This is a genomic window from Rhizobium sp. WSM4643 (assembly GCF_025152745.1).
Lineage (GTDB): Bacteria > Pseudomonadota > Alphaproteobacteria > Rhizobiales > Rhizobiaceae > Rhizobium > Rhizobium leguminosarum_I.
Genome location: NZ_CP104040.1, coordinates 238,372 through 251,465 on the forward strand (window position 1 = coordinate 238,372; position 13,094 = coordinate 251,465).

The 13,094-nt window shown below is 61.9% G+C and carries 11 protein-coding genes; 8 read left to right on the forward strand and 3 right to left on the reverse strand.

Annotated features, from left to right (window positions below; all coding sequences use genetic code 11):
• Positions 1 to 6 precede the first annotated feature (6 nt).
• A complete protein-coding gene (locus tag N1937_RS01175) occupies positions 7 to 216 on the forward strand; it encodes a cold-shock protein (RefSeq protein WP_003545273.1) in 210 nt (69 codons plus the stop codon).
• A 436-nt stretch (positions 217 to 652) separates the two neighbouring features.
• Here N1937_RS01175 and N1937_RS01180 read toward each other — a convergent pair whose 3' ends face one another.
• Positions 653 to 1,153: a MarR family winged helix-turn-helix transcriptional regulator gene (locus N1937_RS01180; RefSeq protein ID WP_441005654.1), complete on the reverse strand. Its 501-nt coding sequence runs from the start codon at positions 1,151 to 1,153 to the stop codon at positions 653 to 655.
• Positions 1,154 to 1,211: 58 nt separating this feature from the next.
• On the opposite strand from N1937_RS01180, the gene N1937_RS01185 reads away from it, so the two are divergent.
• Both N1937_RS01185 and N1937_RS01190 read left to right on the forward strand, forming a co-directional pair.
• The gene (locus N1937_RS01185) at positions 1,212 to 1,616 is read left to right on the forward strand and encodes a GFA family protein (RefSeq protein ID WP_260057252.1); all 405 of its coding nucleotides are present in this window, start codon (positions 1,212 to 1,214) and stop codon (positions 1,614 to 1,616) included.
• A gap of 92 nt (positions 1,617 to 1,708) precedes the next feature.
• Complete coding sequence (locus N1937_RS01190; RefSeq protein ID WP_222280859.1) at positions 1,709 to 2,152, forward strand: YybH family protein; 444 nt, start codon at positions 1,709 to 1,711, stop codon at positions 2,150 to 2,152.
• Between the two features lie 6 nt (positions 2,153 to 2,158).
• Here the strand turns inward: N1937_RS01190 and N1937_RS01195 are convergent, their stop codons facing one another.
• Entirely contained in the window at positions 2,159 to 3,361 is a 1,203-nt protein-coding gene (locus N1937_RS01195; RefSeq protein WP_260057253.1) for an MFS transporter, read from the reverse strand.
• A 137-nt stretch (positions 3,362 to 3,498) separates the two neighbouring features.
• On the opposite strand from N1937_RS01195, the gene N1937_RS01200 reads away from it, so the two are divergent.
• The gene (locus N1937_RS01200) at positions 3,499 to 4,056 is read left to right on the forward strand and encodes a TetR/AcrR family transcriptional regulator (protein ID WP_017966926.1); all 558 of its coding nucleotides are present in this window, start codon (positions 3,499 to 3,501) and stop codon (positions 4,054 to 4,056) included.
• Between the two features lie 9 nt (positions 4,057 to 4,065).
• On the opposite strand, the gene N1937_RS01205 is transcribed toward N1937_RS01200, so the two are convergent.
• Entirely contained in the window at positions 4,066 to 7,590 is a 3,525-nt protein-coding gene (locus tag N1937_RS01205; protein WP_260057254.1) for a PAS domain-containing hybrid sensor histidine kinase/response regulator, read from the reverse strand.
• 205 nt (positions 7,591 to 7,795) lie between these two features.
• On the opposite strand from N1937_RS01205, the gene mscL reads away from it, so the two are divergent.
• The 4 genes from mscL to N1937_RS01225 all read left to right on the forward strand — a co-directional run bounded on the left by mscL (position 7,796) and on the right by N1937_RS01225 (position 13,029).
• Positions 7,796 to 8,233 (forward strand): large conductance mechanosensitive channel protein MscL, encoded by a 438-nt coding sequence (gene mscL, locus N1937_RS01210; RefSeq protein WP_162119234.1) that lies wholly within the window; start codon positions 7,796 to 7,798, stop codon positions 8,231 to 8,233.
• Positions 8,234 to 8,356: 123 nt separating this feature from the next.
• On the forward strand, positions 8,357 to 9,523 hold the full coding sequence (locus N1937_RS01215; protein WP_260057255.1) for a pyridoxal phosphate-dependent aminotransferase: 1,167 nt from the start codon (positions 8,357 to 8,359) through the stop codon (positions 9,521 to 9,523).
• A gap of 401 nt (positions 9,524 to 9,924) precedes the next feature.
• Entirely contained in the window at positions 9,925 to 10,959 is a 1,035-nt protein-coding gene (gene galE, locus N1937_RS01220) for a UDP-glucose 4-epimerase GalE (protein ID WP_026154428.1), read from the forward strand.
• 108 nt (positions 10,960 to 11,067) lie between these two features.
• Positions 11,068 to 13,029, forward strand: a complete 1,962-nt coding sequence (locus N1937_RS01225; RefSeq protein WP_260057256.1) for a putative bifunctional diguanylate cyclase/phosphodiesterase — start codon at positions 11,068 to 11,070, stop codon at positions 13,027 to 13,029.
• The last annotated feature ends 65 nt before the right edge of the window (positions 13,030 to 13,094 follow it).

Genomic DNA, 13,094 nt, shown 5'->3' on the forward strand with positions numbered 1-13,094 from the left:
ATCGTCATGAGCACAGGTACCGTAAAGTGGTTCAACGCAACCAAGGGCTTCGGCTTCATTCAGCCGGATGACGGCGCAGCCGACGTTTTCGTCCACATCTCCGCCGTTGAACGCGCTGGCATGCGCGATCTCAAGGATGGCCAGAAGCTGTCTTACGAGCTCGTCCGCGACAACAAGTCCGGCAAGATGTCGGCAGACCGCCTCCAGGCGGCCTGAGCCTTCAAGGCTCTAAATATCATCTCCGGATCGTGACCACGGATGTACTGGCACGGTTCGTTGAGATAGCAGGGAAGGTCGGGTTCACCCGGCCTTTTTTTGTATCTGGTTGGCTGATGTTGTGCCCGATTGGCGGAGTAGCCGGCATCGCCTTGGCGCATAGGTCGTGCCGTGTAAGCCCCCCTCTGCCCTGCCGGGCATCTCCCCCACAGGTGGGGAGATCGGCTGGGCGCACCGGCTTCCCCAAACAATTTTCGATCAGCACGACGAAACGATAGATGGATACGAAGTTCAAGCCGCTTGTGATCTCCCCACCTGTGGGGGATGCCCGGCAGGGCAGAGGGGGGCGGCCACGGCACGACCTCAAAGAATCTTTCGTGTCGCCAAGCCGAGAGCGTCACCGGCGACAACGAGCCCCGCAACACAAGTAAGTCGTTCAGCCTCCTGCCGCCTCGCTAGCCTCCAGCATCTCCATGACCCGCGCCATCACCGCCCGCGCCGCATCGAGTTCTGCTGACGTAAATGCAGCCCCCAGCTCGTCGGCCCAACCGGCTTGCGCGGTCTCAATGACACCGAGCCGCGCCGCCCCTTCTTCCGTCAGCCGCACCAGCTTGGCGCGCTGGTGCTGCGGGTTGTCGGCATAGGCGATCAGCCCTTCGCTCTCCAGCACGTCCGCAAGCCGCTGCACGCCCTGGCGGGCGACGCCGAGCGCGCGGGCAATCTGCGCCACCGACATGCCGCCGCGTCGCGCCGCCGCCAGCACCTGCCAGCGCGCGCTCGTCTGTCCTGCCGGCTTTGCCAGCCGGTCGCCGGCGGTCGCCAGATGGCCGGCGAGGCGAAGGGCGGTGATCGCGAAAGCGGAAAAAGCGTCCCCCTCCATCGTCCGCTCCGGTCGTTTTTGTTTGACAACATGTTGTCGATTCTGTATCTCATCCATAACGACAACATATTGTCATATGCGGAAACTGAAGGCAACGCCGAAGGAGGAGAGCACCGTGAAGAAAACCTACAAGGGAAGCTGCCATTGCGGCAAAGTGCACTACGAGGTGGACATGGACCTCGAGGAGGGCACCGGCCGCTGCAATTGTTCGATCTGCGCCAAGCGCCGCTATTGGGGCGCCAACGTCAAGCCGGAGGATTTTCGACTGATGTGCGACCAGGCGGAAACGTCCGACTATCAATTCAATACCATGAGCGGTCATCATCGCTTCTGTTGCACCTGCGGTGTGCCGGCCTATGGCGACGGTTATGTCGAAGCGATCGGCGGCGCCTATGTCTCGATCAACATCGCCTGCCTCGATGATATCAGCCCCGAGGAACTGGCAGCACTGCCTATCCGTTATGCCGACGGCAGGCACGATGCCTGGTGGAACGAACCGGCAGTGACGAGGTATCTCTGACGCAATTCCAAAAGTGCGCAGCGGTTCTATCGCTGATGTCGGAACGTCGTCCTCCCTTCGTCCTCTGTCCATAACGGAGAAGGAGAACGATCGTGAAAGACGAAGCGAACGCCAGGATCGAGGAAGAGGCGATCATCGCCATGCTGATGATGCGCGCCAAGGCGCTGGGCGAAAAAAACGCCAAGGATGCGCTTTCCTACGAGACCGAGGATGAGGTCGAGTTTTCGCTGGCGCCGCCGCTTGTCTACTACGGCAAGGACGAGGCGGGCCTGCAGGCCTGGTTCGATACCTGGGAAGGCCCGATCGGCGGCGATGTGCGCGATGCCAGGCTGACGGTTGGCGAAGATGTTGCTTTCTGGAGCGGCCTGACGCGCATGACCGGGACCAAGACCGACGGCACTGCCGTCGATCTCTGGTTCCGCCAGACCCTCGGCCTCGTCAAGCAGGATGGCCGCTGGCTGGTTGCCCATCAGCACGCCTCGGTGCCCTTCGCCATGGACGGCAGCGGCCGGGCGCTGCTCGATCTCAATCCGTGAAGACTGTCAGGCAGCACTCCCCGCGACCTTCCGCCGGTCGGCGCGAATGCTCACCATTCCGACGCCCATCAAAAGCAGGATCGCCGTCGCATAGATATCCGTCGTCAATGCGTAACCGGCCGATTTTGCCAGGAACCCGGCCAGGATCGCCGGCAGGCTGAAGGCGAGGTAGCTCTGGACGTAGAAGGCCGACACCAGCCCTGCCCGCTCGTCCGGTTTGGCGAGCGGCATGATGGTGCCGATCGAACCGAGGAAATTGGTGCCGAAACCGGCGCCGGTGAAAATCGTGCCGATCAGCAGCAGCGGCACATTGGCGAGATGCACGCCGGCAACGACGGTCAGGATACCGAGCGTCTTGGCCGACACGCCGAAAGCAAGATTGGCCGAGGCCGTCTTGCTGCGCCTGAGATAGACGGCGATCGCTCCGCTCACCATCAGTGCGGTGACGACGGCCCCGCCCGTTAGCGGCGCCCGGCTACCGGTCGTGGTGGCGACCAGGGACGGGACCAGCGAAAGATAAAAGCCGGCAAGCGTCCAGTTGGCGATGTTGATCGGTGTCACCAGCGAGAGCGGTCGCTTCACCTGCTGGGGAATGGTGACCCGCGGTATCAGCGAGCCGAGCGCGCCCGGCCGCGTGCCGCCGGTCTCGTGCGTCAGCCAGATGACCGCTGCCTGCAGCGTGAAGGCGACGAGCAGCAGCGCATAGATCAGATGCATCGGGAAGGGGCCGTATTGGATCAAGGCACTGGTGCCGACAGCGCCCACCGCCATGCCGGAAAGCGGTGCGATCGAGTTGACGATCTGTCCCTTTGCCCGGTCGACATCGACGAGCGCCGCCCCGAGCGAGGCACCAGCAATTCCCGTTGCCAGCCCCTGCACGATCCGTGCCGCGATCAGCCAGCCGGGACCGCTTGCGACGACGAAGAGCGCCATGGCGACGATTTCGAGCACAAGGGCGAAGAAGATCACCGGCTTGCGGCCGAGATGGTCGGAGATCGAACCGGCGGTCAGCAACGCCGCCAGCAGCGCGAAGGCGTAGACCGCGAAAATCACCGTGATCAGCACCGGCGAGACGGAGAAGTTTTCCTGATAGATCCGGTAGAGCGGCGTCGGCGCCGCGGAGGCGCCGAAGAAGGTGGCAAGCGTCAGCGCATGAAAGCCGATCGAAGGGCGCGGCGAATTCTCGGTGGATTTGGCTGCGACGAACATATATAAGCTCCTTAAAGCTAAGTCGTTGCGTTAGCTTATGTAGAGCAGCCATCTCGTAAAAGCAAATTCTTTGCATTAATAGGTCTGTCAAAGATTTTGAACCATCGGCGTCAAGGAGAGAAAGTCGGGTTGCCCGCATGACAGTGAAAGAGAATCTCCGTCCGGGCGGCAGAAGCGCCCGGGTTCAGGCATCGGTGCACAAGGCGGTTCGTGAGCTGATGACCGAGATGAGCCGCGCCGAGGTGACGATCCCCCTGATCGCCGGCAAGGCGGGGGTGACGCCATCGACCATCTATCGCCGCTGGGGCGACCTGCAGGAGCTTTTCGCCGATGTCGCCGTCGATCGGCTGCGCCCGGATATGCAGCCGGTCGATGCCGGCAGTGGCAAGGCCGATCTCGAAGCCTGGGCCGAGCAATATGCCGAGGAAATGTCCTCCGGCCCGGGCCGCGAGATGATCCGCGACGTGCTGGCGGCGCAGGCGGGCGCAAATGCCTGCAAATGCGCTGAATTTACCCGCCAGCAGATCGGCGTCATCGCCGAGAGGGCAAAGGCCCGCGGCGAGATCTTTCCGGATGTCGATCGCGTCATGGACCAGGTCGTGGCGCCGATCATGTACCGCATCCTGTTCGCTGACGTGCCGGATGCAGCGCGCGTGCGCGATCTGGTCGCCCGTGTCATGGGCGCGACGGACTGAGCGGATCTCTTACTCCGCGGCGGCGCGCTTGAGGCCGGAAATCTGGGTGATATAGGCGCGCAGTGCTGCCGGCCGCACCGGCTTGTGCTGAACGGCGATGCCGTATCGCTCGGCCTCGCTGCGCACCTCCGGCGTGCGGTCGGCCGTGATCAGCAAAGCGGGAATATCGGCGCCGAATTGCCGGCGCAGATGCAGGATAGCGGCAATGCCGGTGCCGTCGCCGAGGTGATAATCGGCGATGACGATATCTGGCGGTCCGTCCCGACCGTCGCTTGATATCACGTCGGCGAGACAATCCAGCGCCGCCACCTCGCAGCCCCAGCCGCTGATCAAGAGCCGCATGCCCTCGAGGATCTTCGGCTCGTTGTCGATGCAGAGGATTTTCAGCCCGCTCAGCGGTTGCCCTGGACGGTCGGCGGGCGTGATGGCCGCTGTGGCCTCGGCCGGGCGCGAGACGTCGAGTGGCATGGCGATTCGGAATTCCGTGCCCCTGCCATGCGTCGAGTGCAGCTCGACCGGGTGGTTGAGCACGCGGGCGATGCGGTCGACGATCGAAAGGCCGAGCCCGAGGCCGGAGGCGGTTTTCGCGCCCTCGTCCAGCCGCGCGAATTCCTTGAACACGGTGCGGAATTTCGATGGCGGAATGCCGATGCCTGAATCGATCACCTGGATGATCACCTGGTTGCCGCGCCGCCGCGCGCCGACCAGCACCTTGCCGCTGATCGTGTATTTGATGGCGTTGGAAACGAGGTTCTGCACCAGCCGGCGCAGCAGGTTGGGATCGGAGCGGACCCTGAGCGACGTCGGCATGACCACCAGCTTAAGCCGCTTTTCGCGGGCGATCGGCGCAAAATCGGTCTCGATACGCTTCAGCAGGTCGGAGAGCGCGACGGAGGCGAGCCGCGGCCGCATGGCGCCGGTATCGAGCCTGGAGATATCGAGCACCGCGCCGAGAATGGTCTCGACCGATTCCAGCGCGGAATCGATGTTGCGCACGATCAGGCTGTTGTCGGATTGCGCCATGCGCTCGACCAGCGCCGAGGAATAGAGCCTGGCTGCATTGAGCGGCTGCAGGATATCGTGGCCGGCGGCGGCAAAAAAGCGTGTCTTGCCGATATTCGCCTCGTCGGCAGCGGCGCGTGCCTCGCCGAGTTCGTGGTTGACGCGGGTAAGCTCGGCCGTACGTTCGGCAACGCGCTGCTCCAGAGTCTCGTTCGCCTGTTTCAGCGCCTGGTCGGCACTCACGCGCTGGGTGATGTCGGTGAAGGTGGCGACGATGCCCTTGTCGGGCATGGCATTGGAACGCACCTCGATGATCCGCTCGCCGCCGCCGAGCACCAGCGAAAAGGGTTTGTCGAGCGTCAGGAAATGTCGCACCGTCTGGCTAAGATCGCCGGGCGCGATGTCGCCGCGCTGGCTGAGCGTAGTGACGATATCGGACAGGGGAAAACCGACCTGGCCGGCACTTTCCGGCAGATCCAGCAATTGCCGGAAGCGCCGGTTCCAGATCGTTAGCCGGTTGGAACTGTCGAAGACCGCAATGCCCTGGTCCATCTGCGAAAGTGCCGTCTGTAGCATGTCCTGATTATATTGCAGCGCCTCGCTCGCCTGGTCGAGCAGCCAGGCGGTGTCGGAAGAAGCATCCTCGATCTTCTGCAGGATCAATGACAGCACCAGCCGGGCCGAAGATGAGCCGATGGCGCTGCCGAGCAGCTGTTCGCTGAAGTGGATGAGCGCCATGTCTGCCGGCTGCTCGTCTTCGAGCTTGCGGCCGGAGCTCTGTTCGTAGGTCGTCAACGAGCGCTGCATGCGCTCTTCGCCGAGATAGCGCGAGATCGCCGCCTTGAGATCGCCGACGCTGATGCGGGTCTTCCAGCCGCGCGTGGCAAATTGCGAGCGCGAATGCCGCTTGACGAAGATGCCGGCCTGGATGCGCTCCAGCGGCCTGGCGTTGCGGGTGATCGAGCCGACAATAAAGAAGGCGGTGTTGACGAGCAGGCTCATCGCTGTCGTATTGACCAGCGGATCGGCGTCGGCTGCGGTGAACAATGTCGTGCCGGGGAAGATGAAGCCGAGCACGGCGCTCGCCACATAGGAATAATCGGGGCCGCCGAGCGAGGGCAGGAACAGCAGGTAGATCCAGATGACGAAACCCGAGGTCAGTCCGAGGATCGCGCCGCGCGCGTTCGCCCGCCGCCAGACCAGCCCACCGAATAGCGCTGGGGCGATTTGCGCGATCGCGGCAAAGGAAAGAAGGCCGATCGAGGCAAGGCCGGCAGTGCTGTCGGTCGAACGGTAATAGGCGTAGCCGAACAGCAACACAGCGAAAATGGCGCTGCGGCGGATGTTGAGCAGTGTCTTGGCGAAATTGTCGCGCTGGCTGGCGCGGCCGGCGAGTTTGCGCCTGAGGAAGATCGGCATGATGATGTCGTTCGACACCATGATCGACAGCGCGACGGAATCGACGATGACCATCGCCGTTGCCGCGGAGAAACCGCCGATGAAGATGATCAGTGAAATCAGAGGCATCTGGCCGGCAAGCGGCAGCGACAGCATGTAGAAATCGGCATTGCCGCTGCCGCCGAAGGTCAGCAGCCCGCCGATCGCCACCGGCAGCACGAAGAGATTGATCGATATGAGATAGGTGGGAAACAGGAAGCCCGCGAGTTTCAGCTGTTTCGGGGTTCGGTTTTCGACGACCGTCACGTGGAATTGCCGCGGCAGCAGGATGATCGCAAAGGCCGACAATAGGATCAGGGTGATCCAGCGGCTGATCGGCGTATGGTAGCTGAGCGCCGACATGACCAGTTCATTGTCGACGGTCTTGCGCCAGAGGTCGGTCGGGCCATCGAAGAGAAACCAGATGACGCAGACGCCGGCCGTCAGGAAGGCGACGAGCTTGACTACCGATTCCATCGAGACGGCGAGGATCAGGCCATCCTGATGCTCCGTCGCATCCGTATGCCGCGTGCCGAACATGATGGCGAAGCAGGCAAGCACCAGCGTTGCGACGAGCGGCAGGTCGAGGAAATAGAGATTGCCGCTGCCGATGCCGTAATCGGACGGATTGACCATGGCGCTGACCGTGCTGGAGATCGCCTTGAGCTGCAGCGCAATATAAGGAATGGCGCCGATCAGCGAGATCAATGCGACGATCGTTGCGACCGTCGAGTTCTTGCCGTAGCGGGCGGCGACGAAGTCGGCAACCGATGTGAGCTTCTCCGCCTTGGCGAGCTCGATGATGCGGCGAAGCAGCGGCATGCCGAGCGTGAAGACCAGGATGGGGCCGATATAGATGCCGGCAAATTCCAGGCCCCGCTGCGCCGCAAGCCCGACGCTGCCGAAATAGGTCCAGGAGGTGCAGTAGATCGCGAGGCTCAGCGCATAGACCACCGGCCATCCGCCTTCCAGCCTGCCCGGGCCGCCTTGCCGCGTGCCCTGGCCGCGGTTCTTGCGGTCGCCATAGCTTGCCACGGCGAAAAGCAGGAGCAGATAGCCGAAGGCAGACGCGAATATGACCCAGCCTGGAAGCATTGACCCTCCGCCGGCGGAAAACCCGCCGGGACCTCCGCAACGTGGCTCAGCTTAAGTTATTTCAGACGCTTTGGAAATTCCTGGCCGTCTAGGCCTTAAGTCAAAGACGGGTGAGGTTCAGGCGGAGAATTGCGATTTACGATTGATTAATTGCAATGAAGATGTAGCTAATAAAAACAACTGTATCGAAGGGAGACGGACTCCGATGCTCAATGAGTTCAAGGCCTTTATCGCCCGCGGCAATGTCATGGATCTTGCAGTCGGCGTCATCATCGGCGGCGCCTTCGGTGGCATCGTCAAATCTTTGGTGGATGACCTCATCATGCCGATCGTCGGAGCCATTTTCGGCGGCTTCGATTTTTCGAATTACTTCCTCCCGCTCTCGTCGGCCGTCAACGCACCGACGCTTGCCGCCGCCCGCGCTCAGGGAGCGGTCTTTGCCTATGGCAGTTTCCTCACCGTGCTCATCAACTTCCTCATTCTCGCCTGGATCATCTTCCTGATGGTCAAGGGCGTGAACACCATGCGTGCGCAGGTCGAGCGCCAGGAAAAGGCCGCACCGGAAGAGATGCCACCACCGCCGGCAGACGTTCAGCTGCTGACGGAAATCCGCGATCTTCTCGCCAAGCGCCCGACGGCTTGATCCGGGGTGGAGCCCGTCCGCTCCGAGCGGCGCTCAATCATCACGAAAATCGATAAGCCATCACTTGTTATCATGGGATTTGCCGGAGCAAATCCGCTATGAAGGCGGAAACCGGAGATGTGCATGTCGATCGTCAGCAGCCTCAGCCCGCGCGCCCTGGCGGCGCCCGAAAGCGGGATCGTCGAAGTCGTCAATTACGCCCGTGGCCGCGAGGGTCTGCTGCCGCTCTGGGTAGGCGAGGGCGATCTTCCGACGCCCGATTTCATCAGCCGCGCGGCAATGGAGGCGCTTGCATCAGGCGAGACCTTCTACACCTGGCAGCGCGGTATTCCGGAGCTTCGCCAGGCCCTTTCGGATTATTACAGCAGACATTTCGGAATCCGGCTTCCAGTCGAACATTTCTACGTCACCGGTTCCGGCATGCAGGCGATCCAGATCGCCGTGCAGGCGCTGACCTCGCCGGGTGACGAACTGGTTTACCTCTCACCTTCCTGGCCGAACATCGCCGCCGCTCTCGAAATATCCGGTGCGTGCTCCGTTGGTGTCGAGCTGCAGTTCCAAGGCGGTAAATGGGCGGTCGATCTGAACCGTATCGAAACCGCGATCACCCCGAAGACCAAGGGCATCTTCATCAACACGCCGTCGAACCCGACGGGCTGGACGGCAACGAAGCAGGACCTCGGCGATATCCTGGCGCTTGCCCGCAGGCACGACCTCTGGATCATGGCGGATGAAATCTACGCCCGCTACTATTTTGCCGGCGGCCGAGCCCCCTCTTTCCTCGATGTGATGGAAGAGGGTGACAAGGTCATCTTCGTCAATTCCTTCTCGAAGAACTGGTCGATGACCGGCTGGCGCGTCGGCTGGATCGTTGCACCCCCTGAGATGGGCCAGGTGCTCGAAAATCTCATCCAGTATTCGACATCGGGGGTGGCGCAGTTCATGCAGAAGGGTGCCGTCGCAGCCCTTGATCAAGGCGACGATTTCGTCGCTGCCAATATCGCCAAGGCGGCTCGCTCCCGCGATATTCTCTGCGATGCGCTGATCGCCACCAACCGGGTCGAGACTTTGAAGCCGGACGGCGCGATCTACGCCTTCCTGAAGATCGACGGCGTCTCCGATAGCCGCAGTGCAGCGCTCGATATCGTCGACAAGACTGGCGTCGGCCTTGCCCCCGGAACCGCTTTCGGCCGAGGCGGCGAACTCTTCCTGCGCGCCTGTTTCCTGCGCGACCCCACGCAGGTGGCCATCGCGGCCGAGCGCCTCTGCGACTATATTCTCAAGCTCTGACATCAGTCGGCCTGCTGCGAAAAGGAGGTCATCCACGGCCCGGGAGATCGGCGAGGACTGCCCCTCACCCTAACCCTCTCCCCGTAAACGGGGCGAGGGGACGTGCTTTACGAGAGGGGAGCGAGAAACGGAGAGGTTGCGGCGATCCCCCTTCGCCCCGCGAGCGGGGAGAAGGTGCCGGTAGGTTAGGATGAGGGGCAGCCGTCAGCCGCGAAAGCCGCGATTTTGTGCCGGGAATCGCCGGATCGATAAAACTCTAGCAAAGCCCGAAATCGGCCTCTAACCACGACTCCAAACATACCCGTTCAAGGGCCTGCCAATGGCCGTTCGATAAGAAAATTGGAAAGAAAAACCGGCGCCTGATGCCCCTGCTTATAAAAACGAAAGCAGGGATGCGGGACATGGCGGTTTTGGTGACGGGCGGGGCCGGATATATCGGCAGTCACATGGTTTGGGCGCTGCTCGACGCGGGCGAGGACGTGGTCGTGCTCGACCGCCTCTCCACGGGCTTTCGCTGGGCCGTGGCGCCGGCGGCGCGTTTCTATCTCGGCGACATTGCCGATCCCGACATATTGAAAAAGGTCTTCATCGAAAACGACATCGAGGCGATCATCCATTTCGCCGGCTCCGCCGTCGTCCCGGTCTCGGTCACCGATCCGCTCTCCTACTACGACAACAATTCCGGCAAGACCCGGGCGTTGCTGAGCGCTTCGGTCAAGGCCGGTATCCGCAACTTCGTCTTCTCCTCGACGGCGGCGGTCTACGGTCAACAAAAGACCGACCTGCCGGTGAAGGAGACGGCCCCGCTCAATCCGGAAAATCCTTATGGCCAGTCGAAGCTGATGACCGAGTTCATGCTGCGCGATGCCGCCGCCGCCTATGATTTCAACTATATCGCGCTGCGCTACTTCAACGTCGCCGGCGCCGACCCGCATCACCGCGCCGGCCAGTCGACCTCAGGCGCCACGCACCTCATCAAGGTCGCCTGCGAGGCTGCGCTCGGCAGGCGCGACAGCGTCAATGTCTACGGCATCGACTATCCCACGCATGACGGCACAGGCGTGCGCGACTACATCCATGTCAGCGATCTCACGGATGCGCATCTGAAAGCGTTGCAGCACCTGCGCAGGGACAAGGGCTCGCTCGTGGCCAATTGTGGTTATGGCAGCGGCTATTCCGTGCTCGACGTGCTGAACATGGTCACCCGCCTGCACGGGCATTCCTTCAAGATCCACATGGCGCCGCGGCGCGCCGGCGATTCGGCAAGCGTCGTCGCAGACGCTTCGCTCGCCCGGCAGGTGCTCGACTGGAAGCCCAGATACGATTCGCTGGAAACCATCGTCCAGAGCTCGCTCGATTGGGAACTGTTCCTGTCGAACAAGAGTGTCGACGACCTGCATAGCATCCACCGGGCATTGGCTGCCGCTTCGTTCTGATGCAGGAGCCTGTTTACGATCCCTGCGCCTGCGGGGACCGCATGCCGTGACGTGAACAAGGAAAAATCAAGCTTTCTCTGGCTGGCTCTGGCCAACGGAAAGGAGAAGATGAAGAACTTTCTGGCCTCATTGCAGCTGCAAAAAGACAATCCGACGCTTCTGACGGCGCAGTTCCGGGCCTTGTCGTCGCAGATCCCCATTCTCTATGTCCTGCTGATCATCAACGCTCTTGCGGTGGCGATCACCCACCTCAAATCCGCCCCCCTTTGGCTCTCGCTCTACATTCCTGTGATCTTGAGCGTCGTCTGTGTCTTCCGTCTCTGCTGGTGGGAGATCCGGGGCAAGGAATACGTCACCGCCGAGCGGGCCTACAGGCTGATGAAGGTGACGATATCGGGGGCCGGCATGCTGGCTGTTGCTTTCGGCGGCTGGGCGATCGCGCTCTACCAATATGGCGATGCCTCCCAGCAGGGGCAGATCGCTTATTTCCTCGTCGTGACAGGCATTTCCTGCATCTTTTGCCTGATGCACCTGCCGATGGCGGCGGCGCTGACCACGGTCATCACCTTCTCGGCCATGATTGCGACCTTCATGTTCTCGGGCAATCCCGTTTTCGTCGCGACCGCCATCAGCGGCATCTTCCTGATCCTGCCCTTCCTCAGGGTGATCAACAGCTATTTCCAGAATTTCGTCGGTCTCGTGCAATTGACCGAGGAGCTGAAGCAGAAGCAGGCGGAGGCCGAGGAACTGAACCTCGTGAACAGCCGCAACGCCCTGCATGACCAGCTAACCGGCCTTGCCAACCGCCGCAGCTTCTTTCTCTCGCTGGAACAACGGCTGCAGAAGAATCCGTCCGCGCCGCCCGTCCTCGGCATTCTCGATCTCGATGGCTTCAAGCCCGTCAACGACGTCTTCGGCCATGCTGCCGGCGATCTCGTGCTCAAGGAGACGGCCCGCCGCTTCGTCGCGCTGGTCGGCGAAGAGGGCATCGTCTCCCGTCTCGGCGGCGATGAGTTCGGGATCATCTTCCCCTGCTCGATGACACGCCAGGCGATCGCCGATCTCGGTCAGGCGCTCTGTGCTGCCGTCCGCGACCCTTTCGAAATCCCCGATGGCTCGGTCCGCGTCTTCGGCTCCTGCGGCATCGTCTATCCCGATATCGGCACATATACCGCCGAGGATCTCTACGAGAAAGCGGATTTCGCCCTCTACCAGGTCAAGAGCAAGCGCAGCAGCGGCGTCGAATTCTTCTCGGCCGAGCACGAGAAGATCCTGACGCAGCGCCACCTGATCGAACTCGAGCTGCAGGCGAACGATTTCGCCAAGGAATTGAAACTCGATTATCAGCCGATCGTCGAATTGAAGAGCGGCCGCGTCGTCGCTTTCGAGGCGCTCGCCCGCTGGGACAGCGCCCGCTTCGGCCGTATCAGCCCGGACGCCTTCATCCCCGCTGCCGAGCGCACGGCGGTCATCGGCCGCATGACACGCATCCTCTTTGCCAAGGCGCTCGAAGCGCTGGCGGTCATTCCACGGCATCTGAGCCTGTCCTTCAATCTCTCGGCGCGCGATATCTGCGACCACGAAACGTCGATGGCGCTGCTCGCCATGATCACCCGCTCCGGCATCGATCCCAGGCGCATCGAATTCGAGATTACCGAGACCGCACTGCTCTCCGATTTCGACACCGCCGACCAGGTGATATCAATGCTGCGCGCTGCCGGCATCTCGATCGCGCTTGATGATTTCGGCACCGGCTATTCGAGCCTCAGCCATATTCATCGTCTCGCCTTCGACAAGCTGAAGATCGACAAGTCTTTCGTGATGAATTTCGATCGCGACGCCCGTTGCATGAACATCACCCGCTCGGTCGCCAATCTCTGCCAGAATCTCGGCATTGCCTCCGTCGCCGAAGGCGTCGAAAGCGAAGAGATCGCCGAGGGATTGAAGGCGATGGGCGTTCGCCTGGCGCAGGGCTATCATTTCTCGCGGCCGCTGCCGCTGGAACTTGCCATCGATTACGCCGTCCGGTGCGAGGCCGAAGCCTCCGCCCGCAATTCGCTGTCTGCCTGAACCAATCTCCCGACCGGACTTGAATCGACTGGAGCGAAGCTACGTCGTCGTCTATTCATGGTCGT

Excerpts from the sequence above, each read along its gene's own strand:
- N1937_RS01175 (WP_003545273.1), top strand. The coding sequence starts at position 7 with ATGAGCACAGGTACCGTAAAGTGGTTCAACGCAACCAAGGGCTTCGGC.
- N1937_RS01180 (WP_441005654.1), bottom strand. The coding sequence starts at position 1,153 with ATGGATGAGATACAGAATCGACAACATGTTGTCAAACAAAAACGACCG.
- N1937_RS01195 (WP_260057253.1), bottom strand. The coding sequence starts at position 3,361 with ATGTTCGTCGCAGCCAAATCCACCGAGAATTCGCCGCGCCCTTCGATC.
- N1937_RS01200 (WP_017966926.1), top strand. The coding sequence starts at position 3,499 with ATGACAGTGAAAGAGAATCTCCGTCCGGGCGGCAGAAGCGCCCGGGTT.
- N1937_RS01205 (WP_260057254.1), bottom strand. The coding sequence starts at position 7,590 with ATGCTTCCAGGCTGGGTCATATTCGCGTCTGCCTTCGGCTATCTGCTC.
- mscL (WP_162119234.1), top strand. The coding sequence starts at position 7,796 with ATGCTCAATGAGTTCAAGGCCTTTATCGCCCGCGGCAATGTCATGGAT.
- N1937_RS01215 (WP_260057255.1), top strand. The coding sequence starts at position 8,357 with ATGTCGATCGTCAGCAGCCTCAGCCCGCGCGCCCTGGCGGCGCCCGAA.
- galE (WP_026154428.1), top strand. The coding sequence starts at position 9,925 with ATGGCGGTTTTGGTGACGGGCGGGGCCGGATATATCGGCAGTCACATG.
- N1937_RS01225 (WP_260057256.1), top strand. The coding sequence starts at position 11,068 with ATGAAGAACTTTCTGGCCTCATTGCAGCTGCAAAAAGACAATCCGACG.